22 protein-coding genes and 2 tRNA genes are annotated in these 18752 nt (G+C 62.9%); 10 read left to right on the top strand and 14 right to left on the bottom strand.

Annotated features, from left to right (window positions below; genetic code table 11):
• Complete coding sequence (locus tag XI02_RS21400; protein ID WP_172648036.1) at nucleotides 1-1821, bottom strand: carbamoyltransferase C-terminal domain-containing protein; 1821 nt, start codon at nucleotides 1819-1821, stop codon at nucleotides 1-3.
• A gap of 366 nt (nucleotides 1822-2187) precedes the next feature.
• Between XI02_RS21400 and XI02_RS21395 the strand changes: the two genes are divergently transcribed.
• A complete protein-coding gene (locus tag XI02_RS21395; RefSeq protein ID WP_075968712.1) occupies nucleotides 2188-2475 on the top strand; it encodes a hypothetical protein in 288 nt (95 codons plus the stop codon).
• Nucleotides 2476-2817: 342 nt separating this feature from the next.
• Here XI02_RS21395 and XI02_RS21390 read toward each other — a convergent pair whose 3' ends face one another.
• Nucleotides 2818-3594 (bottom strand): cyclase family protein, encoded by a 777-nt coding sequence (locus XI02_RS21390; RefSeq protein WP_172648037.1) that lies wholly within the window; start codon nucleotides 3592-3594, stop codon nucleotides 2818-2820.
• Between the two features lie 427 nt (nucleotides 3595-4021).
• Here XI02_RS21390 and XI02_RS21385 point away from each other — a divergent pair, with 427 nt between their 5' ends.
• Nucleotides 4022-4204 carry a hypothetical protein gene (locus XI02_RS21385; protein ID WP_129964999.1) on the top strand — a complete coding sequence of 61 codons (183 nt, stop codon included), beginning with the start codon at nucleotides 4022-4024 and terminating at the stop codon, nucleotides 4202-4204.
• Nucleotides 4205-4402: 198 nt separating this feature from the next.
• Here the strand turns inward: XI02_RS21385 and XI02_RS21380 are convergent.
• From XI02_RS21380 to XI02_RS21365, 4 genes are all read right to left on the bottom strand, one after another.
• Nucleotides 4403-4479, bottom strand: a tRNA-Pro gene (locus XI02_RS21380).
• Between the two features lie 119 nt (nucleotides 4480-4598).
• Nucleotides 4599-5078: a DUF192 domain-containing protein gene (locus XI02_RS21375; RefSeq protein WP_038375805.1), complete on the bottom strand. Its 480-nt coding sequence runs from the start codon at nucleotides 5076-5078 to the stop codon at nucleotides 4599-4601.
• A gap of 123 nt (nucleotides 5079-5201) precedes the next feature.
• Nucleotides 5202-5864 carry a cold-shock protein gene (locus XI02_RS21370; RefSeq protein ID WP_018271501.1) on the bottom strand — a complete coding sequence of 221 codons (663 nt, stop codon included), beginning with the start codon at nucleotides 5862-5864 and terminating at the stop codon, nucleotides 5202-5204.
• 210 nt (nucleotides 5865-6074) lie between these two features.
• Complete coding sequence (locus XI02_RS21365) at nucleotides 6075-6836, bottom strand: Sir2 family NAD-dependent protein deacetylase (RefSeq protein ID WP_172648038.1); 762 nt, start codon at nucleotides 6834-6836, stop codon at nucleotides 6075-6077.
• Between the two features lie 253 nt (nucleotides 6837-7089).
• Here XI02_RS21365 and XI02_RS21360 point away from each other — a divergent pair, with 253 nt between their 5' ends.
• Complete coding sequence (locus tag XI02_RS21360) at nucleotides 7090-7251, top strand: hypothetical protein (RefSeq protein ID WP_016844605.1); 162 nt, start codon at nucleotides 7090-7092, stop codon at nucleotides 7249-7251.
• 448 nt (nucleotides 7252-7699) lie between these two features.
• Here XI02_RS21360 and XI02_RS21355 read toward each other — a convergent pair whose 3' ends face one another.
• A complete protein-coding gene (locus XI02_RS21355) occupies nucleotides 7700-7885 on the bottom strand; it encodes a hypothetical protein (protein ID WP_038375803.1) in 186 nt (61 codons plus the stop codon).
• A 255-nt stretch (nucleotides 7886-8140) separates the two neighbouring features.
• Nucleotides 8141-8488 carry a GrlR family regulatory protein gene (locus tag XI02_RS21350; RefSeq protein WP_018271497.1) on the bottom strand — a complete coding sequence of 116 codons (348 nt, stop codon included), beginning with the start codon at nucleotides 8486-8488 and terminating at the stop codon, nucleotides 8141-8143.
• A gap of 172 nt (nucleotides 8489-8660) precedes the next feature.
• On the opposite strand from XI02_RS21350, the gene XI02_RS21345 reads away from it, so the two are divergent.
• The 3 genes from XI02_RS21345 to XI02_RS21335 all read left to right on the top strand — a co-directional run bounded on the left by XI02_RS21345 (nucleotide 8661) and on the right by XI02_RS21335 (nucleotide 11375).
• Nucleotides 8661-8834 carry a hypothetical protein gene (locus XI02_RS21345; RefSeq protein WP_018271496.1) on the top strand — a complete coding sequence of 58 codons (174 nt, stop codon included), beginning with the start codon at nucleotides 8661-8663 and terminating at the stop codon, nucleotides 8832-8834.
• Nucleotides 8835-9930: 1096 nt separating this feature from the next.
• The gene (locus tag XI02_RS21340; protein ID WP_016844600.1) at nucleotides 9931-10383 is read left to right on the top strand and encodes a VOC family protein; all 453 of its coding nucleotides are present in this window, start codon (nucleotides 9931-9933) and stop codon (nucleotides 10381-10383) included.
• A 350-nt stretch (nucleotides 10384-10733) separates the two neighbouring features.
• Nucleotides 10734-11375 carry a glutathione S-transferase family protein gene (locus tag XI02_RS21335; RefSeq protein ID WP_018271495.1) on the top strand — a complete coding sequence of 214 codons (642 nt, stop codon included), beginning with the start codon at nucleotides 10734-10736 and terminating at the stop codon, nucleotides 11373-11375.
• A gap of 18 nt (nucleotides 11376-11393) precedes the next feature.
• Here the strand turns inward: XI02_RS21335 and XI02_RS21330 are convergent, their stop codons facing one another.
• Nucleotides 11394-11642 carry a hypothetical protein gene (locus XI02_RS21330; RefSeq protein WP_016844597.1) on the bottom strand — a complete coding sequence of 83 codons (249 nt, stop codon included), beginning with the start codon at nucleotides 11640-11642 and terminating at the stop codon, nucleotides 11394-11396.
• 129 nt (nucleotides 11643-11771) lie between these two features.
• Nucleotides 11772-12029: a PilZ domain-containing protein gene (locus tag XI02_RS21325; RefSeq protein WP_038375801.1), complete on the bottom strand. Its 258-nt coding sequence runs from the start codon at nucleotides 12027-12029 to the stop codon at nucleotides 11772-11774.
• 557 nt (nucleotides 12030-12586) lie between these two features.
• Here XI02_RS21325 and XI02_RS21320 point away from each other — a divergent pair.
• Nucleotides 12587-13228: a methyltransferase domain-containing protein gene (locus XI02_RS21320; RefSeq protein ID WP_016844594.1), complete on the top strand. Its 642-nt coding sequence runs from the start codon at nucleotides 12587-12589 to the stop codon at nucleotides 13226-13228.
• 324 nt (nucleotides 13229-13552) lie between these two features.
• Here XI02_RS21320 and XI02_RS21315 read toward each other — a convergent pair.
• The 3 genes from XI02_RS21315 to XI02_RS21305 form a co-directional block, all read right to left on the bottom strand.
• Nucleotides 13553-13627 (bottom strand) — tRNA-Glu (locus tag XI02_RS21315).
• 157 nt (nucleotides 13628-13784) lie between these two features.
• Complete coding sequence (locus XI02_RS21310) at nucleotides 13785-13934, bottom strand: hypothetical protein (protein ID WP_170991817.1); 150 nt, start codon at nucleotides 13932-13934, stop codon at nucleotides 13785-13787.
• Nucleotides 13935-14016: 82 nt separating this feature from the next.
• Nucleotides 14017-14361 (bottom strand): hypothetical protein, encoded by a 345-nt coding sequence (locus XI02_RS21305; RefSeq protein WP_172648039.1) that lies wholly within the window; start codon nucleotides 14359-14361, stop codon nucleotides 14017-14019.
• A 165-nt stretch (nucleotides 14362-14526) separates the two neighbouring features.
• On the opposite strand from XI02_RS21305, the gene XI02_RS21300 reads away from it, so the two are divergent.
• A complete protein-coding gene (locus XI02_RS21300; protein ID WP_018271488.1) occupies nucleotides 14527-15759 on the top strand; it encodes a Zn-dependent hydrolase in 1233 nt (410 codons plus the stop codon).
• 7 nt (nucleotides 15760-15766) lie between these two features.
• Here the strand turns inward: XI02_RS21300 and XI02_RS21295 are convergent, their stop codons facing one another.
• Complete coding sequence (locus tag XI02_RS21295) at nucleotides 15767-16672, bottom strand: sulfite exporter TauE/SafE family protein (RefSeq protein WP_018271487.1); 906 nt, start codon at nucleotides 16670-16672, stop codon at nucleotides 15767-15769.
• Between the two features lie 354 nt (nucleotides 16673-17026).
• Here XI02_RS21295 and XI02_RS21290 point away from each other — a divergent pair, with 354 nt between their 5' ends.
• Nucleotides 17027-18064 carry a PrsW family glutamic-type intramembrane protease gene (locus tag XI02_RS21290; protein WP_018271486.1) on the top strand — a complete coding sequence of 346 codons (1038 nt, stop codon included), beginning with the start codon at nucleotides 17027-17029 and terminating at the stop codon, nucleotides 18062-18064.
• Between the two features lie 52 nt (nucleotides 18065-18116).
• Entirely contained in the window at nucleotides 18117-18689 is a 573-nt protein-coding gene (locus XI02_RS21285) for an HdeD family acid-resistance protein (RefSeq protein ID WP_018271485.1), read from the top strand.
• Nucleotides 18690-18752 lie beyond the last annotated feature (63 nt).

The following is an 18752-nucleotide window of genomic DNA, read 5'->3' as shown; positions in this document are numbered from 1 at the left end:
TCAGCTGCCGCCGCGGCTGCCGTCCTGCGTTGCCGAGGAGACGATGGTGGCGACGTCGCCGAACGTCGTCATGACAGGCGTGACCACCTTGTGCATGGCGGTCTTCGACACCAGCGTGTCGTGCATCACGAGGTTGTCGATCCCGGTGGTGAGGAAGCAGCTGACCGCGTCCTGCGGCGTCTCGATGATCGGCTCGCCCTTGACGTTGAACGAGGTGTTGATCAGGACCGGCACGCCGGTCAGCGCCTCGAACTCCTTCAGCAGGCGATAGAGCATCGGGTTGGTCTCTTCCCGCACGCTCTGCACCCGTGCCGAACCGTCGACATGCACGATCGCCGGGATCCTGTCGCGCCATTCCGGCCGCACCGGCTTTGCGATCAGCATGTAGGGCGAGTCCTCTTCGCCTTCGAAGATCTCCTTCATGCGATCGGCCAGCACGATCGGCGCGAACGGCCGGAAGGCCTGGCGGTGCTTCACGCGGCTGTTGAGGATGTCCTTCATCTCGGCCTTGCGCGGATCGGCGATCAGGCTGCGGTTGCCGAGCGCGCGCGGACCGAACTCGGAACGGTCCTGAAACCAGCCGATCACGCGCTGGTCGGCGAGCAGCTTTGCGGTGTCGCGGCAGATATTGTCGCTGCGCTTCGCGTCGATCTGGATGCGCACCAGGAAGCTTTGCAGCGCGGCGGCCACCTCGGCGTCGCTGTAGCGCCGCCCGACATAGGCGTGGTCCATCACGAACGAGCGGCGCTGCTTGAGCACCTCGAGCCAGCCGTAATAGGCACAGCCGATGGCGATGCCGTCGTCGCCGGCCGCGGGCTGGATCCAGATGCTTTCGAAACCGGACTCGCGCGCGATGCGGCCGTTGGCCACGCAGTTCAGCGCGACGCCGCCGGCGATGCAGAGATTTTTCGCACCCGTGGTCTCGCGCAGCCAGCGCGCCCGCGCGAGCAGCACGTTCTCGGTGTCGTCCTGCACCCGCCAGGCGATGTCCTCCCAGTGCCGCATCGCCGGGCTCTTGTCCCAGCTGCCGCTGTCGAGCACGAACGGCTGCTGGTTCTCGGCGCCCCAGAACGGCACGTGCAGCTTGCCGTCCTTCATCTCGAGCAGATGGCCGACCTGCTCATGGCGGCCATAGGGAGCAAGCCCCATCAGCTCGCCGCACTTGTTCCAGTCGCCGAACACATAGGTCGAGACCCGGCTGTACAGCGCCCCCAGCCCCGGCATGTTGTAGAACTCGTCCGACAACAGCCCGCGCGCCGGCTCCATCCAGACCTTCTTCAGGCATTCGAGCCTGGTGTCGTCGAACCTGTAGTAGCTCTCGGACTCGCGGGCCAGCGGCGATGCCGCATCCTCGGAGTAGGACTCCATCGCGTCGGCCCGATAATTGCCGACGCCGTCGACGATCATCACGACGCCGTCCCTGAATGGCGACACCGCGAACGCGCTGTAGGCATGCGCGAGGTGGTGCGAGATCGACACCACCTTGTCGGATTTGGAACGAAACAGCGGATGCTTGATTGCCTCGTTCCGTTCGGTGATCGGCAGGAAGCCCGGCATATCCTGGTGGAGCATCCGCTCCTCCATCTCGGGCACCGGCAGGATGTAGCTGTTGCGCACCACGAGATCGACGTCGTCGAGGGTGATGCCCTCGGCCGACAGGCAGTAGTCGACGACTTCCTTGTAGAAGCCGGAGGCGTGCTTCTCGCGGGTGATGCGCTCCTTGGAGATCGCGTAGGCGATCGCGCCGTCACGCAGCAGGCAGGCGCTGACGTCATGGTCGTAGACGTTGAGACCGAGGACGTAAGTGTGTTGTTTCGGCATGGGCACTCTTTGGGAGGATACTGCAACGCTCAGAGAACAGGATCGTGTCGACTTCAAGTTCTCGCCGGCATTTTCCGAGGTTCTCAAATCTCTGCTTCTGCGATGCACAAATCAAATCGGCGCAACGCAAGATGAACAGAATGAACGGCGGATGAACGACAAGATGAGCGCAGCAACGACAGCATCCTTTGCAGGCGGGACTGTAACTTGACCTTACCTGTTGGTCTCAATAGAGTCCTTAAAGCTCGCAAGAACCTTAGTGAAAATATTGTCTTAGCATGCTCGAACCGAATGCCGGTGTTGCGCGTCTAAGCGAGACAGCCAGCATCAGTTCAGATGTTTGGAAGTGGACTGGAGATCTTCAGAATGACTAAACGCTACAATATCCTGACTCGTTGCCTAGCAGCAGTCGCTTTGTTGTTCGTCTATGTCGCAAGCACCTCCGCCATCCTGGTCGGCGTCACGACAGCGCCTGCGCAAGCCTGGCGCGGACGCGGCGGTGGCTGGGGCTATCGCGGCGGCGGCTGGGGCCGCGGTCGCGGATGGGGCTATGGCCGCGGATATGGATATGGCCGTGGCTATGGCTACTACGGCGGTTACGTCGGTCCGCGTTGCTGGTGGACCCCGCGTGGTGTTCGCGTTTGCCGGTGGTAACAACCGCCCGGTCGACACAAGCGATATTGAAGACATGAAATCAGGTGCGTCGGTCCCGACGCACCTGATTTGCTTTTGGGGGGTGGTTCACCTGCCGGGCTTGGCTCAGCTGCGGCACGCAAGAAAGAGCCCCGGAAGACGCCGGGGCTCTAGTCACGGGAGAGAACGCTTCCGAAATCGGGACGCGAGGACGAGCCGGCGGCCCGATCACTCAATGCATCTACTGCGTGCATAAGAACAGATTTGGCTGCCTCAAGCTGTAGCCGTGCCGCAACAACCGGCCGTAATGCACAGCCTGTCCACCGGTTCCCGAAGCTGGCCGATCACAACCCCGGGGCGCGCCTAGCCGTCGAGGATCGCGACCGCCCTCGTCCACCCTGCCGACGCGCGCTCGATCTTCACCGGGAAGCACGACACCATGAACCCGGTCGACGGCAGCTGCTCGAGATTGTGCAGCTTCTCGATGTGGCAGTAGCCGATGTGCCGCCCGGCCTTGTGGCCTTCCCAGATCAGGCTGGCATCCCCGGTCTCGGCGTATCTCTTCGCGGTGAAGACGAACGGCGCGTCCCAGCTCCAGCCGTCGATGCCGGTCAGCCGCACGCCGCGCTCGAGCAGATACATCGTCGCCTCGTAGCCCATGCCGCAGCCCGAATTGACGTAGTCGGGCCGGCCGTATTTCGCGCCCGCGCTGGTGTTGACGACGACGATCTCGAGCGGCGACAGCGTGTGGCGGATGCGCTTCAGCTCGGCTTCGACATCCTTGGCGGTCACGACATAGCCGTCAGGCAGATGGCGGAAGTCGAGCTTCACGCCCGGCTGGAAGCACCATTCCAGCGGCACCTCGTCGATGGTCCAGGACCGCTCGCCGCGGTTCATGGTCGGATGGAAATGCCAGGGCGCATCGAGATGCGTGCCGTTGTGGGTGGAGAGCGAGACCTGCTCGACGGCCCAGCCCTGTCCGTCCGGCAGGTCCTCGGCCTTCAGTCCATCGAAGAACTGCAGCATGCGCGGCAGCCCCTGCTGATGATCGATATACTGGATGGTCGGATGATTGCCGGGCGGATCGGCCGGAACGTCGTTCTGCAGGGGGACGGAGATATCGATCAGTCTGCGCGCCATGGTGTTTTCTCGCGGATTGGTCTTGTCGGGCCGAACTACCCTGCCAGCGCGTGCGCGTTATCGGCAAGCCACATCCGCTCGAGATCGCAGCTCACGATGTCGTGGCTTGGACTGCAGCAAGGCGGCGCAACGTTGAACCTATCCCCCGCCCGCACGACCCATTGGCACTGGGGATTTCAGGGCCCAGTATTTCGACGGCGCCGTCTGGACGAGCATATTCCGTCCAGGCGGCGTTGTTGCCTCAGGCGAGACAATCTCGGCCGAAGCTTGGTCACCCGTGCCAGAACGCTGTTCACGCACAGAGTGCCACAGAAACAATCCGTGTGCTCATGTCGGGCGGATTGCTGGTGGTGTTGCCACGGCGATACAGAGATACCCCCACAACGATGCTAACCAACCTGCATCTGAATCAAGACGGGGTTGCGTCGTGTCGGGATTTGATCACTGGAACGGTGCAAATAGAGCTTACTCGTCCGCCGAAGCGCCGCATCTGCGCGATGAGCAGCAGCAGTTCGACCGCTATCACAAATTCGACGACCCCATCTCGCGACCGCCGGAGAGTGGCTCAAGAACCGTGATCCTGGATCGCTACAACCCGCCGGCCCGTTGATCTGGTCAGCGCCCGGGCGGCTGAAGTTGCGAGCGTTGGAGCGCGGGGGGCTTCGGTCCCGCGCTTGCTAGTTCAGGGTGCCAACTGACCGCGGTTTTGTTGACCAAGTCTGACACGAATGCCGATCACGCGCCGATCATAAACGTCGCGTCCGCCTCATCTGCCGGCTGAGCATCGCTGTTAAGTCTTTGATTTGGATGGTCGGGGCAGCTGGATTCGAACCAACGACCTGCAGTACCCAAAACTGCCGCGCTACCAGGCTGCGCTATACCCCGACATTTCCGAGAAGCCCCGTGGATACACGCTTCAGTCAGCGCCAGCAAGGCACGGATGGGGGCCTCGTGCGACGAATCCGGCACCGGTTTCCGTCCGGAAATCGCGTCAAAGCCGGATGCTAACGGCCGCCGAACAGCGGATGGGCAACCCGGTCGCCGGGCTGGATGCCGTATTTCTGCGCGGTTCCGGCAATCACCTCGAGCACGCCCTTGGCGAGCCCGCGCGAGGGAATGATCCTGGTCGAGAGCGGCTCGGTGTTTTCCGCGATCCGCAGGATGCGCCCGTCGGCGCGGATGAAGATCATGTCGAGCGAGATGTAGGTGTTCTTCATCCACATCGACACTTCCTGCTCCGGCGAGAAGTCGAACAGCATGCCTTTGCCGTCCGCGAGCTCCTTCCGGTACATCAGGCCGGTTTCCTTCTCCTGCTCGGTGGTCGCCATTTCGACCGAGAAGACGTGCACGCCGGACTTGGTGACGATCTCGAGCGGCTGGACGCTGGCGGCCTGCGCGGCCGGAGCCAGCAGTGCACCGAACATGATCACAAGGCAGGCCATCAGCCACGAACGATGGCGCCCAACACTGCGAACGAAATTCATCGACAAATACTCACCACCGGGGAAGATTTTCCGGCGGACCCTAACCCGACGATTGCGGCAAATGCCAGAGCCCAAACGGTTCGCCGGCGGCTCACGTTTCCGTCAGGGCGTATCAGACCTGGATCAGTGCGACGACAGCGCCGACGGACCGGTCTCCGGGTGGATCTCGGCGGCCATCATACCCTTGGAGCCGGGCCCAAACCGCACCAGCACATACTGGCCGGGGCGCAGTTCGGTCATACCGAAGCGGCGCAGCGTCTCCATGTGCACGAAGATGTCGGGCGTGCCCTCGCCGCAGGTCACGAAGCCGAAGCCGCGCAGCCGGTTGAACCACTTGACCTGCGCACGCTCGAGCCCGCTGGTTGCGGTCACCGTGACATGGGTGCGCGGCGGCAGCATCTGCGCCGGATGGATCGCGGTCGATTCGTCCATCGAGACGATGCGGAAAGCCTGGTAGCCCTTCGCGCGCTGCACGCATTCGACGACCAGCCGCGCGCCCTCATAGGCGGTCTGATAGCCGTCGCGCCGCAGCACGGTCACATGCAGCAGGATGTCGGGCCAGCCATTGTCGGGGACGATGAAGCCGTATCCCTTCGAGGCGTCGAACCATTTGATGACGCCGGAAACCTCGACGAGGTTGGCCGCGGTGTCGCCGAGACCGGAGAAGGCATCGATCGCCGGATCGCGCGGCGCGCTTCCATACTCGCCTTGACCAATCCTGCTTTGCCCAACTCCGCCCATCGGCGGTCCGCCGAGCTTCTTGGACTCAAATCCGTCCGACCCCATGACCCCGGACCCCACACATCAAATGCAGATCGCCGTCGTTGCGGCGCACCCTGTACACGCTGCTCTCCATGACCAACTCACTCGGACTGATTTTGGACGCGGCGCGAATCTCTCAACCAAAAGATAACACTCCCGCTTGCGGGGCATAGCTAAAAAACGATTCTTGCGGGAACTATGAACAGGCTTGCACGGCCGCGAATCAATCGGGCATCAATTGCCTACGAAAGGACCAAGCGTGTCGCCGATGTCGTGGCGGATCACCAGATCGGCGATGTCGTCCTGATCGGTCGGCTCGTTGTTGATGATCACGAGCCGCGCGCCGCTCTCCTTCGCCATCATCGGAAAGCCCGCGGCGGGCCACACCACAAGCGATGAGCCGATCGCCAGAAACAGGTCGCAGTGCCTGGAGAGTTCCGCCGCGCGGCGCATCGCATCCTCCGGCATCGATTGCCCGAACGAGATCGTCGCGGTCTTTACCGGATCGCCGCAGCCCGCGCAGTCGGGCGCGCTGCCCGTGTTGTCGAACTGCTGCTTCACCCACGACAGCTCGTAGTCCTTGCCGCAGCCGATGCAGCGGCCATAGGTCGTGTTGCCGTGCAGCTCGATCACGTCGTCGGCCTTGAAGCCCGACGCCTGATGCAGGTTGTCGATGTTTTGCGTGATGATGCCGGGAACCTTGCCGGCCCGGTAGAGCGACGCAAGCGCGCGATGCCCACGACCGGGTTTGGCCGCCGCAAAGGTCTGTTCCATCGCAAAGCGGCGCCGCCAGGACTCGTCGCGCGCGTCCTGGCTGGCGACGAACTCGTCGAACGGAATCGGCCGGTTGCGGGTCCACAGCCCGCCGGGCGAGCGGAAATCGGGAATGCCGCATTCGGTGGAAATGCCCGCCCCGGTGAACGGCACGATGGACGACGCCTCGGCAATCATGTTGCCGAGCAGCTCGACGCCGCTGCGCAGGTCTTTTGCGATCATTGAAAACAATCCGGTTGGCCGCACCAATTATAGCACGGCCCGCCCCGTTGCGGGCTCAACCGTTGCGCGAGCGATCGGCTGAGATCAGGGTGCCTTGATCGATCGGCTTGCGACCACCCGCCTCGGCGCATCCGCTTCGTCGCTCCTCCGCCGCCTCAGCATCATCACATTCCTGCACGGGCTGCTCCGCATTGACGCCCAATTCGCTGACGCCAATGCGCCCGGGACAGGACCACGGCCAGGAGGATGGGCAATGACCGATCAGGAAGACCGCATCGCGCGCGAGCGCGAGGAGATCGTCGCACGCGTTGCCAGCTTCAGGGCGACGCAGCAGAAGTTCGAGCGCGATCGCCAGGAATATTACGACAACACGCTCGGCAATGCCTGGAGCGGATTTCAACGCAAGACCGCTTAACGCAAGACCGCTTGCTTGATGCCCTGCCGGGCGACCGCGCTCATGGTCGGGGCACCCGCGATTGCGCCATGAGGCGCAAGTGAGAAAGCCCGGAGCGGTGTGCTCCGGGCTTATGGCTGTTACCGGTGCCGCTGTGCGATGGTTGCCGCCACGCGGGTTCCGGTTCCCGGGAGCGTTACGTTCCGATCGGATCGCTCGAAAACGCGCCAGCCATGCGATAGCGCAAAGCTACCATCGGTTAGCGCCGGAACAAAAATACAACCTCAATGATTAGCTTGACGGTGAACGAGGTTCGCATCGATGCCGGCATGGATGGAACTGCTGCTTAACGTGATGGGCTTTGCCGGTTTCATCGGCATCGCGATGTATCACAAGCATCCGAACGGGAAGCTGCCGGACTGAGCGCCGACGGCTCGTCTCAACTTGCCGCTGTCCCGGCTCGCCGTGTTCAGTTTGCCTTCCGAGCCTCTCCCGCCGTCCGCACCAGCCGGTCCGCCTTCACAAGTGCCTTGCCGTTCTCCGGCTGCGGCCGAAACCAGAAGCTGATCGCGACAAAGAGCGAACAGAACAGCAGGCCCACCACCATCACGCGTCGGTGGGTCGGTCGATCAGCACTGTGGAACGTTGGCATCATGGCTGTCACCCGCAGCCATCCCAACCGCAATCGCAGGTGGTGACAACACGATGCTGCCCTTAACCTAACCAGGTAGGGTTAGCGGTGCCCGGGCAATGCCTCGTCAGGCAAGTTCCGACAGTCCGCCGCAGCCCGATTCACAGCGATATCCCCTGCTTGTCCGCAGCAAATTCACAGCGCCAGCGGGTCCAATTATCCAACAAAATACGGGTCTTGCTGCACCCTCGTCCACAGCCTCGCGCCGCGTGCGCGCAATCAGGCATCCGCCAGCCGTTTCAGGGTGGCCCGGAAACCCAGGCTGCGGGTTCCAACCAGCACGGTCCCGAACACTTCGGCCTCGTCACCGCTGAACGTGCCGGAGAACCCGCTCGTCACTTCCTGCCCGGCGAACAGCGGACGGGTGAACGGGTCGGCGAACGGCGAATGCTGGTTGGTGCTGAGATGTCCCTTCCAGGTCCCCTCGCCGGCGGTGTAGGCCCCGATCGACCAGAAATATGGCCCGCCGCCGATCAAGAGACCGTCGCGCAGGATCAGGATGCCGCTGTCGCGGCCCCTCACGCCGTCGGTCATGTGGATATGGATCGAATAGAGCCCGTTCTTCATCGATCGCGCCGCCCGGTCCTGGCAGCCCGCAGTATGGCTCCAATCCGGCCGGCGTGCGAGCAGGCCGATACCGTCCGGGCCCGTCCGAATCGGCGCAAAAGGCGGCTCCCCGAGCGCTTACAAATCGTTAAGAAAGCCCTGACAAGGTTCGATCCTCCGGAGGGAGAGAGCCATGCTCGTATACCCCGTACCTGTCGAAGTGACGCAGGCCAGAGTGCAGCTCGTCGTCGACCAGACGGCGAAGGAGCAGCCGCGCATCATCAATGAGGATGTGCTGGACGTCTTCGCCGCGAAGAACCAGGCCGACCGTGAAGCGGTCGAGACCATCCTCGACATCAAGGTGTGAGCGGCGTCAGGTTCCCACGACCAACGTCCCGGGAGCTGCGACCTTGAAAAGAGCGACCTTAAAAAAAGAGGCGCCCGCTAAAAAAAAGGAACGAGTCTCTCGTTCCGCCGTTGGTTTCGCGAGCGGTACAACGAGGGAGAAATCCACCGGAAATATCAGCTCAACAAGCCCCGTCAGCTTACTTCGGTAACTGGCGGGGTTTTGGTTTCTGGAGGCGCCCATGTGCGCCCTGTTCCGCGGCAAGACGCGGCCTGGAAGATCGTACGAGCCGCAGCCCGATTGGAAACCCGGACGTTCCCGAAGCCGGTCGGCCGAAACCGCATTGAACAGCGCAACCGCAAACACGCCTGGTGCCGACAGCTCACCGCCCTGTCGGCTTTGGAAGGACCCCGCGAATCCCCCTCGCGGGGTCCTTCCTTGAACCTTTTGCACGGCGCGAAGACATAAAGGGCGCTGGGGATTTCAGGGCCCAGCATCCGGCGCAGCGCTGTGGGACGAACATACTCCGTCTACGCGGCGCTGTTGCATTTTACAAATTCAACCTTAAGTTTGGTCTCCGACAGTTGACGGCTCACGCCCTGAGAGATCCCCAGTCCGTCAGCTGGGAAAGCCCCGCATCCAGCCTGCGGGGCTTTCTATTTTCCGGACCCCAGGAACCTTCCGCGCGCAGCGACATTGTATGCGCGGTTGCCGGCACGATCTCCCCAAGGCCGGTCGGCATCAGACCTCGCGAGCCCGCTCGCGGGGTTTCGCGCTTTAGAGGACGTCCAACCTCGCGTGTCCTTGATTGGCCGTGATCGGCAATCGGTGAGATAGAGGCGCGGTGCCTCCAAGGCTCGACCACGAAAGCCCTGTCCCGGATATTTCCCGGGCGGGGCTTTCTCGTATCCGCTGCTGCGCAAGCGCGGCGCGTGCCGTCCATATCTGGCTGCGTGATCGCGCGGCGCAACGGGAGCCAGCGCTCGCAAGGGTGTGAGCATGCAAAGGCGAAATGCGGTCGGCAAAAGTCGCGCTAACCCCTGCCCCGCACCGCGTTTTGCTGCTATTTCTTGCCCCGTCTCAAACAAAATCTCTGAATCCGCAGGAGGATAAGAAAATGCGCTATCTGCACACCATGCTGCGCGTCCGCAATCTCGATGTCGCGATGAAATTCTATCAGGACGCGCTGGGGCTGAAGGAAGTGCGCCGCATCGACAATGAAAAGGGCCGCTTCACGCTGGTGTTTCTCTGCGCGGAGGAAGACCTCCATCTGCTCAAGTCCCTGCCGCAGACCCGCGGCGCGCCGCTGGTCGAGCTGACCTACAATTGGGACGAGGAGAAATACGGCGAAGACCGCCATTTCGGCCATCTCGCCTACGAGGTCGACGACATCTACGCGACCTGCGAGAAGCTGATGAAGATGGGCGTCACCATCAATCGTCCGCCGCGCGACGGCAACATGGCGTTCGTGCGCTCGCCCGACCTGCACTCGATCGAGATCCTGCAAAAGGGCGAGCCGAAGGCCCCGGCCGAGCCGTGGGCGTCGATGCCGAACACCGGCCACTGGTAAACACCGCGCCCGCATCCGCGTTCCTGTCGGTGTTTCGCCCTTGCTGAAGCGCGGAGCGAACGCGAGGAACGCGACACGATCGTTGACGTTGCCTCCTTACAAGTATGCGAGGAGGCAACGAGATGGGAAAAGGAATTTTGCTTTGGCTGTTGGGCGTGCCGATTCCGGTGATCATCGTGCTGTGGTTGCTGTTCGGTCACTGACCGCGATTTGATGCATAGCTATCAGCAAGGCTCTGCCGCAATGCGGCGGGGCCTCTTTTTTTGCTCTCGGTACAATCCACCCCGCGCTTTTCCCTGACGCTTCGGCTATGAACGCGCGCAAAGCACAACAGCGGGAAGAATCGCGTGATGGACAGCAAGCCGCAACTGACGATCTGGGGCCGGGCCAATTCGGTCAACGTGCAGAAGGTGCTCTGGTGTCTCGCCGAGCTCGACCTCCCCTATCAGCGCATCGATGCCGGCATGCAGTTCGGCAAGAACGATCAGCCCGACTATCTCGCGATGAATCCGAATGGCCGCGTCCCGACGCTGGTCGACGGCGACTATGTGCTGTGGGAATCCAATTCGGTGATGCGCTATCTCTGCATGGCCTATGGCCAGGGCGCGCCGCTCTATCCGCAAGCGCCGAAGGCGCGCGCCGCCGTCGACCGCTGGCTCGACTGGACGCTGTCGACGCTGCAGCCGGTCGACCGTCCGGTGTTCTGGGGCCTGGTGCGCACGCCGCCGGACAAGCGCGACATGGTCCAGCTCCAGAAGGACGCCGATGCCGAGGGCGCGGTGTGGCGCGTCGTCGAGGCGCAGCTCGCGGGGCGCCGCTTCATCGAGGGCGACCATTTCACCATCGCCGACATCGCGCTCGGCGCCTTTGCGCGGCGCTGGCTCGGCGTCGAGGGCGTTACCAAGCCGAAGCTGCCCAATCTCGAGCGCTGGTTCGGTGAGATCGCGGGGCGGCCGGCCTTCGTGCGCTTCATCGCGCCGCCGATGTCGTGAGCGCGGGCGGCAAGCCGCTCACCGTCCGCGGCCGGACATCCCACCATCGACGCTGATGCCGCCACCGAGCTTCACGCAGGTGTCGGAGCCCTCGACCTTGACGAAGCCCGGTCCATACGACGCGCAAGGATTGCTTCGCGTCGCGGATTTCGACGGCAAGGTTTTGCTGGCGTCGGGGGGCGTCTGGAAATTGCGGCGGTCGCCCTGCTGCGCGAGCGCGGCGGCGGGTAGCAGGATGGCGATGATGGCGATGCAGGTCTTGCGCATCCGGCCTTTTATCCTGCGCCACCGGATGAGGCCAGCTCATGATGCGATCGGGACGAACGCAGCATGAGCTAGCTTCTTTCTTGAGCATGATCTGTTCGGAAACCGGATCCCACTTTTCCGGATCATGCACTACCGCACGAACTTGACGCCGAACGTCCTGCCCTCGCGCCACACCACTTCGCAGGCGCGCCCGGTGCGGGCGTCGCGCGAGAACGCCAGCCGCAGCTTGGCCGGCAGCGTGTTGTTGTCCTGGATCGTGATTTTGGCGCCCGACGAGGACATGTCCTCGACCACGCAGGGCCGCGCGGCGAATCCGCCGTCGAGCGTGATCCAGCCGGATTGCCGCAGCGATTTGCGCGTTTCGCGCTTCTTGGTCCCTGGAGCCATCACATCATCCCGGGCCCAGCCGTATCGCCGTTGGCTTTACAAAGGGTTGCCAAAGAAGGGCGGATTGCAGCGATCTCGGGATTGTTCACATCTACATCTGCCAGCGCGGCACAGCAAAGCCTGCCCGTTGCTCCAGGCAGTTCCCAATGCCAAGGAACCTCAGCAAGTCATGACCAGACGAGCCACCGAACGCCTACCGGAGATTGTCGGCGGCCGTCTTACCGAGCGCGTTTGGGCCTGCAGGTCTTGGGCGCGTCCATGGCGGAAGCGCCGTTGCAAATCCGGGTTTCAAAGTCAGTGTCGTTGTTGCCGTAAATGCCCGCCAGCGTTCGCGCGATACTCACATCGTCGCTCATCAAGAAAGCGGTCCTGGCACCGAACTCAATTGATGCAAATCTCGAAACGCTAGACGCCGCACTTGATCGGATTGATCGTGGTGCATATGCTCTTCTCTTTAATTGAAGGGAGCGGGAGACTGCCGCACATCTCATTTCCATTTGCTGGGGCTCAGTTCGATATTTGCAATACGGTAGTGTGCCACCTTCAAAGGAAAAACAATGGACGGTCTCTCGCCAACCACCATTCGGCAACTTTACGAACACGCTCTCGATGCGCCTGGTCCAAAGACGTGGTGGATCACGCGCCTCGCGATGTACAAAGCGCTCCATCGCGCTCTATCGGAATATGACGGAAACGAAAAAACGTGCCTCTCGATATCCGGATCGAAAGGACTCGGTGTTGAGCTGGGGCTGACCAAAACGAAATACACAGAGGTCAGCTATCCTGATGCCAACTTCATAGATTTGCCATTCGAAAGCGACACTTTTGACTTCTGTGTCTCGGACCAGGTTCTCGAACACGTCGAGGGAGATCCCCAAAAAGCATTCTCTGAATCAATCAGAGTTGTGAAGCCGGGCGGCTACGTCTGTCACACGACCTGTTTCGTCAATGGCATTCACGCGGCGCCGAAGGACTTTTGGCGCTTCACTCCGGAATCGCTAAGGCTGATATCTGATAACGCGAACGCCGAGACGATCGCTTGTGGGGGATGGGGCAACCGCGAGGTGATCGGGTTGATGGCATCCCCGCTTCGGATGAAACCCATCCCGGACGATCCTGCCAACCCAATTTACCAATTGGCATTACGAAATGAGCCGAGCTGGCCGATCGTCGTGTGGATTATTTCCAGGCGAAATTGATCCAGCGATTCTCACGGTCGCGCAGCAGCCCGAAATAGTCATCGGTCTGCCCTGACGTCATGTTCCGAGTAGCGCCGATCGTAATCGTAAGCCCCCCAATCAAGAAGCAGTTGCTGCAATTGCCGGTCTGACGGCAGAGCAAAGACAAGCGCCAGTTCACCCGGGACCGTTCCGGCCCCAAGCGCGGCGACCGCCCGCGCTTGGGGATCACTTCACGTAGCTGCTGATAGAGCTGTCGTCGCGAGATCGACCGGGTGATGCGCCGAAAATATCAATCTGGACGCGTAAAGGTCTGATTTTGCGGAGTCTTCACTTTGGCTGTGATGGCGCTCCCTAGCGGAATCGAACCGCTCTCTCCACCGTGAAAGGGTGGCGTCCTAACCGATAGACGAAGGGAGCAAAACTCCCGGCAAATCAATACGTTAGACGTGAGATGCGCCGGACTGGCCACAGCCCTCAAGCCGCGACGGGCGAACGTATAGTGGCGATTGGCCGGGCGGGCAAGCGTTCAGAACGCTTTTCCGGGTTGCAGGTCACTGGGAAAGAAATCTGGACATCACCTGCAGGACAATCCGGCCTCGATCGAGGTCCAGAAGCCGCAATGCGTCGGCACATGCGCATGCGCCCGCGAACCGCCGACGTGAATCAGGATTGCGGCGGCAAGCGCGACGACGACGGCGGGAACAATGAATCTTCGGATCGACATGGGCCTGCGCATCGACCGACATCGTGGCGTAACTAGGGCCTGCGGCCGGCTGGATGTCCGGCAACGCGCTCAGCGCCGGCCGCTAGTGATTGCTGGCGACGTCCTGACGATTATTCGGCTGCGCCGCCACGGGCGTCCGCTTGATGCAGGTGCTGCAGATCACGAGCTTGCGCGCCAGCCGCTCGTCGGCGTCCGCTTCAGATAGTTGCGCAGGCGATGTGTCCGCTACCGCGAGCGACGCATTCCGCGCATGGCGCCGCGGCTGCGGAAGATTGGGGTCCTGTCCGGCACCGTCCCAGGCCAGCGGACCTGTCCCCGGCGGCGGCGTGGTCATGCTGTATTGCTGCGAAACCTGCGCGCAGGCGCCGAGCGCGATCGGAAGAAACAGCACAGCGGCCTTGCGAGCCCAGTTCCGGAATGCAGACATGATCACACTCTCACGCTATTCGTACTGCGACCTAAGAGCAGAACCGCTAAGAAATCGTTTGCCCTGATTGTTCCGTCGCACCCAACCACGACGGCATCAAGACGGGATTGAGGCGCCAAGGCGTAGATCAAGGCGTAAATCAAGACGGCAATCCGGAGTCCAATCATGCCAGGCATCAACGGTCGCTTCGACGGCAAGCGCGTGCTCGCCGATCTCAATGCGCTGCGCGCGATCGGCGCCTACAAGACCGGCGTGCACAAGCCGACATTCTCCGAACCGCATCTGCGCTCGCTCGACTGGCTCGCGGCGCGTTTGCCCGACGCCGATCTCACCGCGACGATCGACGGCATCGGCAATGTGCTCGGCTCCAGCGCAAAGGCGGGACCAAAGCTGCTCGCCGGCTCGCATCTGGAAAGCCAGAACCATGCGGGCTGGCTCGATGGGCCGCTCGGCGTGATCTATGCGCTGGAGGCGGCGCGCGTCATCAATACCGATCCGGACGCAAACGGCGCGGTAGAGGTCGCCGCGTGGTGCGACGAGGAAGGACATTTCGGCAGTTTCCTCGGCAGCCGGTCGTTTGTCGGCGCGGTGACCGAAGCCGACATCGATGCAGCCCGCGACCGCTCCAGCGATCGCACCATGCGCGATGCACTGCGCGACGCAGGCTTCGCCGGCCGCCCGCGCCTCAACGCCGAGGCCGGCCGCCACGTCGGCTATCTCGAAGCGCATATCGAGCAAGGCGACACGTTGGAAAGCAGCGGGCTCAAGATCGGCGTCGTCACCTCGATCGTCGGCATCTGGCAGTATCGCATTACGTTCACCGGCGAGCAGAACCATGCCGGCACCACGCGGATGGCGGTGCGCAGGGACGCCGGCCTGGCGCTGGCGCGGTTCTGCGTCGCGATCGACGACAGCTTCCCTGCCCTGTCGGGACCACGCACGGTGTGGACCACCGGCCGCATCACGCTGGACCCGGGCGCGCCGAGCATCATCCCCGGCCACGCCGACATGCTGTTCCAGATCCGCGACGACAATTCCGAGGTGATTGCTCGCCTCGAACAACAGCTGCATCGCCTGGCGACCGAGGCCACCGCTCAGGGCCGCTGCGGCGTGAAGGTTGAGCGCATCCGCACCGGGGTGCCCGCGATGATGACGCCCGCATTCCAGGATGCGATCGAAGCCGCGAGCGCAGCCTGCGCCGGCGGCAAATCGATCCGCATGCCGAGCGGCGCCGGCCATGACGCCCAGGTCCTCGCCACCATCATGCCGGCGGCGATGTTGTTCGTGCCGTCGATCGGCGGCATCAGCCATCACTGGAGCGAGAACACCGACGAGGCCGATATCGTCACGGGGGCCGAGGTGTTTGTCGAAACCTGCCGGCGCCTGCTCGCAGGTTAGAGCACCTTCAGGTCGGACCGCCCCGGTTGCCGGATTTCAGCGAAGCCAGGGCGTGCGAGCTCTGCACGCTGCCTCTCCTCGCGGTGAAGAAGACGTACAGCAAGCAGACGTCGATCAGGATCGTGCCGGCCATGACGCTGTAGGCCCACGGGCTTTCCATCAGCTTCACTTCGATCAACACGCGCGACAGGCCGAATCCCACGACCCACGCATCGAAGCTCATGCAGATCCGGCGAAACGTCTCGGCGTCCAGCCGCCGGATCAGCCAGGCACCGAGCGGTATGCCGAGGACAACGCAGGGAACGAGCACGAACAGGAGGCTCCGGCTCTCGTCGATGAACAGACCGAGCTTGTAGTACGCGATTGCAGTCAGGCTGGACTCCGTCACCCGAACCAGTGCGAGGCCGGCCCGGAACTCATCTTTGACGAGGCCCTGATTGTTGAAAAGGATCGCCAGCGGCGGGCCCGAAATGGTCGTGACCGAGTACAAGACCCCGAGCATCGTTCCAAAAGGCAAACCGACCAGCCATTGCAACTGGATCGGCCTCCGCCAACCGGCCGCCTGCAGCAGAATGAGCGGCAGAATGATCGAGTAGGTGGCGAACTTGGTCCAGCCAGGCTGAAGCGACGTCAGCGCAAAGGCTCCGACCGCGATGCCGGGCAGCATGCCGATGAGAATAGGCAGCACGCGCCGCCACACGGCCGGAACACCACTCAGGTTGATGCACAGAACATACAGATTGACGAAGACTTCGACGATCACCACCGCGGGATTGAGGACGCGGTTGGTGTAGAAGACGAGCGCGACCGGCACCGTGAGCGAGGAAAACCCGTAACCAAGCGCGCCGTTTACAAACGCCGCAAACAGCGCGATCACGGCAAGAACGATCACAGCAGAATCAATCGAAAGCATCTCTGGCTTTTACCGGATCAGTCGCCTTGCCCACGGCATTATAACCCAACGAAGGGGACGCGGTGCCGAAAGCTGATCGGCCCCACAGGTCGCGATCCCATCCATTCGTCGGGCCAACAAAGCTCCTGCGCCTGGAACGCCACGGACCTGCCGCCGGTCAGGAACCTGTCCGGGTGCCGCCCTCGGCCTTGAGCTGATCAAGGCCCGCAACGGCACCGTTCCAACCCGCTTTCGTAAGGCACCGTGGCATATTGGTCACGAGAACGGCATCAGACCGGTTTGCAATCCGCTGAACTTGCTGCCATTTCTTCGGCACGCATCGCTTTGGTGCCATCAAAGGGGCCCGTCCGGCTCATGTTGTTGCTTGAGTCGCTTCCAACCGTTATCGGCGCCGCCGCCATTGCCCCCGCATTGCTGGTGTTGTGGCTCGTCATCGCCGCCGACGAGCGCCCCGGACCGCCGGTTCAGGTGTGGCTCGCCTTCGTGCTCGGCGCGGCCAGCATCTCGCTGCTCGGCCTCGCGCGAATTCCCTTCAACGCGCTGCTCGCCATTCCCGACAATCCCTGGGCGACGCAGGCGGTGCGTGCAGCTTTCGGCGTCGCCGCACCGGAGGAGATCGTCAAGGTTCTCGTCATCGTCGCGATCTCGACGCGGCGCCGCGCCTTCGCCGATCCGATGGATACGGTGGTCTATGGCGCGGCCGCCGGACTTGGATTTGCCGCCTATGAGAACCTCGCCTATCTGGTCCAGCACAAGGACATGTGGCGCGCGCTCGCGGCGTTGCGCAGCGTGCTCACGGTGCCGTTCCACGGCGCGCTTGGTATCATCGCCGGCGCCTATCTTGCGATCGCGCGCTCCGGGGGCGCGCTCGGCGCCTACCGGGGTCACCGCGACTGGGCGCGCATCACGAACTGGGCGCTGGTGCTGGTCGCACCGGTCGCGCTGCACGCGGCGTTCGATTTTCCGCTGCTCGCGCTCCAGCGCATCCCCGACCTCGGCTCGACCACGCGGCTGCTGCTCGGCTCGGCCAGCGTGCTGATCGGCTTCTCCTCGATCGGTTTTGCAATCCGTCTGGTGCACCGCCTCGGCAAGCATCATGCCCCGCGCACGGACATTGCGCGCGAACGGCTGAGCCAGCTGCGGCGGATGTGGGCGCTGCTGCTGATCGGCGGCGGCGCCGGCTTTGCCGGCGTCTCCTTCCTGCTCACCTCGCTGCATCATTGGTACGTCAATCCCGAGCGCAATGCGTCGTTCATCCTGGTCCCGATCGGCTTCACCTCGATCCTGATCGGACTGGCGCTGCTGATCGCGACCACCGCGGTCTACTTCCTCGGCCGCAACCGGATGCGGACCGTCTCGGAGGGCTTTCCGTCCGCACCGAGCCAGAGTTAGGATAACGCCCGCACGCGCAAAGCCTTTACGTCCGCTGATCCGGAGAGCCGCGATGACCCTGTCCAACGACCTCGACAAGCTGCGATCGGAAATGCAGGCCGCGGTGAAGGCGCACTGGAAGGCGTTCCTGTTCGAAGGCATCCTGCTCGTGATCCTCGGCATCGCCGCGATGATCGTGCCGACATTCGCGAGCCTCGCCGTCACCATCTTCCTCGGCTGGATGTTCCTGATCTCAGGCATCGGCGGGCTGATCGTGACGTTCTGGGCGCGCAACATGCCGGGCTTCTGGTGGTCGCTGATTTCGGCCGCGCTCGCCGTGCTGGCCGGCATGGTGCTGCTCGCCCGTCCGATGCAGGGCGTGCTGACCCTGACCATCGTGGTCGGTGCCTATTTCCTCGCCGAGGGCGTCGCCACCATCATGTACGCGCTGGAGCACCGCCGCGAATTGTCGGGACGCTGGTCCTGGCTGCTGATCGCCGGCCTGATGGACATCGTGATCGCCTTCTTCATCATCGCCGGCTTGCCGGAATCCGCGGGATGGGCGATCGGCCTCCTCGTCGGCCTCAATCTGATGTTCGGCGGTGCGACCCTGATCGGCATGGCGTTGGCGGCGCGCAACACCTGACGCCGAACCGCGGGGGGCTTGCATTTGGGGGGTGACAGCCCCAAATCCCTGCGCTATAGACCC

Origin of the sequence: Bradyrhizobium sp. CCBAU 21365 (assembly GCF_015291305.1) — a bacterium.
Taxonomy (GTDB): domain Bacteria; phylum Pseudomonadota; class Alphaproteobacteria; order Rhizobiales; family Xanthobacteraceae; genus Bradyrhizobium; species Bradyrhizobium elkanii.
This window is presented reverse-complemented; position numbering and strand designations above follow the sequence as displayed.

Coding starts and splice junctions, on each gene's coding strand:
- XI02_RS21360 (WP_016844605.1), top strand. CDS start 7,090: ATGACCGATCAGGAAGACCGCATCGCGCGCGAGCGCGAGGAGATCGTC.
- XI02_RS21300 (WP_018271488.1), top strand. CDS start 14,527: ATGCCAGGCATCAACGGTCGCTTCGACGGCAAGCGCGTGCTCGCCGAT.
- XI02_RS21285 (WP_018271485.1), top strand. CDS start 18,117: ATGACCCTGTCCAACGACCTCGACAAGCTGCGATCGGAAATGCAGGCC.
- XI02_RS21335 (WP_018271495.1), top strand. CDS start 10,734: ATGGACAGCAAGCCGCAACTGACGATCTGGGGCCGGGCCAATTCGGTC.
- XI02_RS21320 (WP_016844594.1), top strand. CDS start 12,587: ATGGACGGTCTCTCGCCAACCACCATTCGGCAACTTTACGAACACGCT.
- XI02_RS21340 (WP_016844600.1), top strand. CDS start 9,931: ATGCGCTATCTGCACACCATGCTGCGCGTCCGCAATCTCGATGTCGCG.
- XI02_RS21370 (WP_018271501.1), bottom strand. CDS start 5,864: ATGGGGTCGGACGGATTTGAGTCCAAGAAGCTCGGCGGACCGCCGATG.
- XI02_RS21345 (WP_018271496.1), top strand. CDS start 8,661: ATGCTCGTATACCCCGTACCTGTCGAAGTGACGCAGGCCAGAGTGCAG.
- XI02_RS21330 (WP_016844597.1), bottom strand. CDS start 11,642: ATGCGCAAGACCTGCATCGCCATCATCGCCATCCTGCTACCCGCCGCC.
- XI02_RS21365 (WP_172648038.1), bottom strand. CDS start 6,836: ATGATCGCAAAAGACCTGCGCAGCGGCGTCGAGCTGCTCGGCAACATG.
- XI02_RS21290 (WP_018271486.1), top strand. CDS start 17,027: ATGTTGTTGCTTGAGTCGCTTCCAACCGTTATCGGCGCCGCCGCCATT.
- XI02_RS21310 (WP_170991817.1), bottom strand. CDS start 13,934: ATGTCGATCCGAAGATTCATTGTTCCCGCCGTCGTCGTCGCGCTTGCC.
- XI02_RS21305 (WP_172648039.1), bottom strand. CDS start 14,361: ATGTCTGCATTCCGGAACTGGGCTCGCAAGGCCGCTGTGCTGTTTCTT.
- XI02_RS21390 (WP_172648037.1), bottom strand. CDS start 3,594: ATGGCGCGCAGACTGATCGATATCTCCGTCCCCCTGCAGAACGACGTT.
- XI02_RS21395 (WP_075968712.1), top strand. CDS start 2,188: ATGACTAAACGCTACAATATCCTGACTCGTTGCCTAGCAGCAGTCGCT.
- XI02_RS21375 (WP_038375805.1), bottom strand. CDS start 5,078: ATGAATTTCGTTCGCAGTGTTGGGCGCCATCGTTCGTGGCTGATGGCC.
- XI02_RS21355 (WP_038375803.1), bottom strand. CDS start 7,885: ATGATGCCAACGTTCCACAGTGCTGATCGACCGACCCACCGACGCGTG.
- XI02_RS21325 (WP_038375801.1), bottom strand. CDS start 12,029: ATGGCTCCAGGGACCAAGAAGCGCGAAACGCGCAAATCGCTGCGGCAA.
- XI02_RS21295 (WP_018271487.1), bottom strand. CDS start 16,672: ATGCTTTCGATTGATTCTGCTGTGATCGTTCTTGCCGTGATCGCGCTG.
- XI02_RS21400 (WP_172648036.1), bottom strand. CDS start 1,821: ATGCCGAAACAACACACTTACGTCCTCGGTCTCAACGTCTACGACCAT.
- XI02_RS21350 (WP_018271497.1), bottom strand. CDS start 8,488: ATGAAGAACGGGCTCTATTCGATCCATATCCACATGACCGACGGCGTG.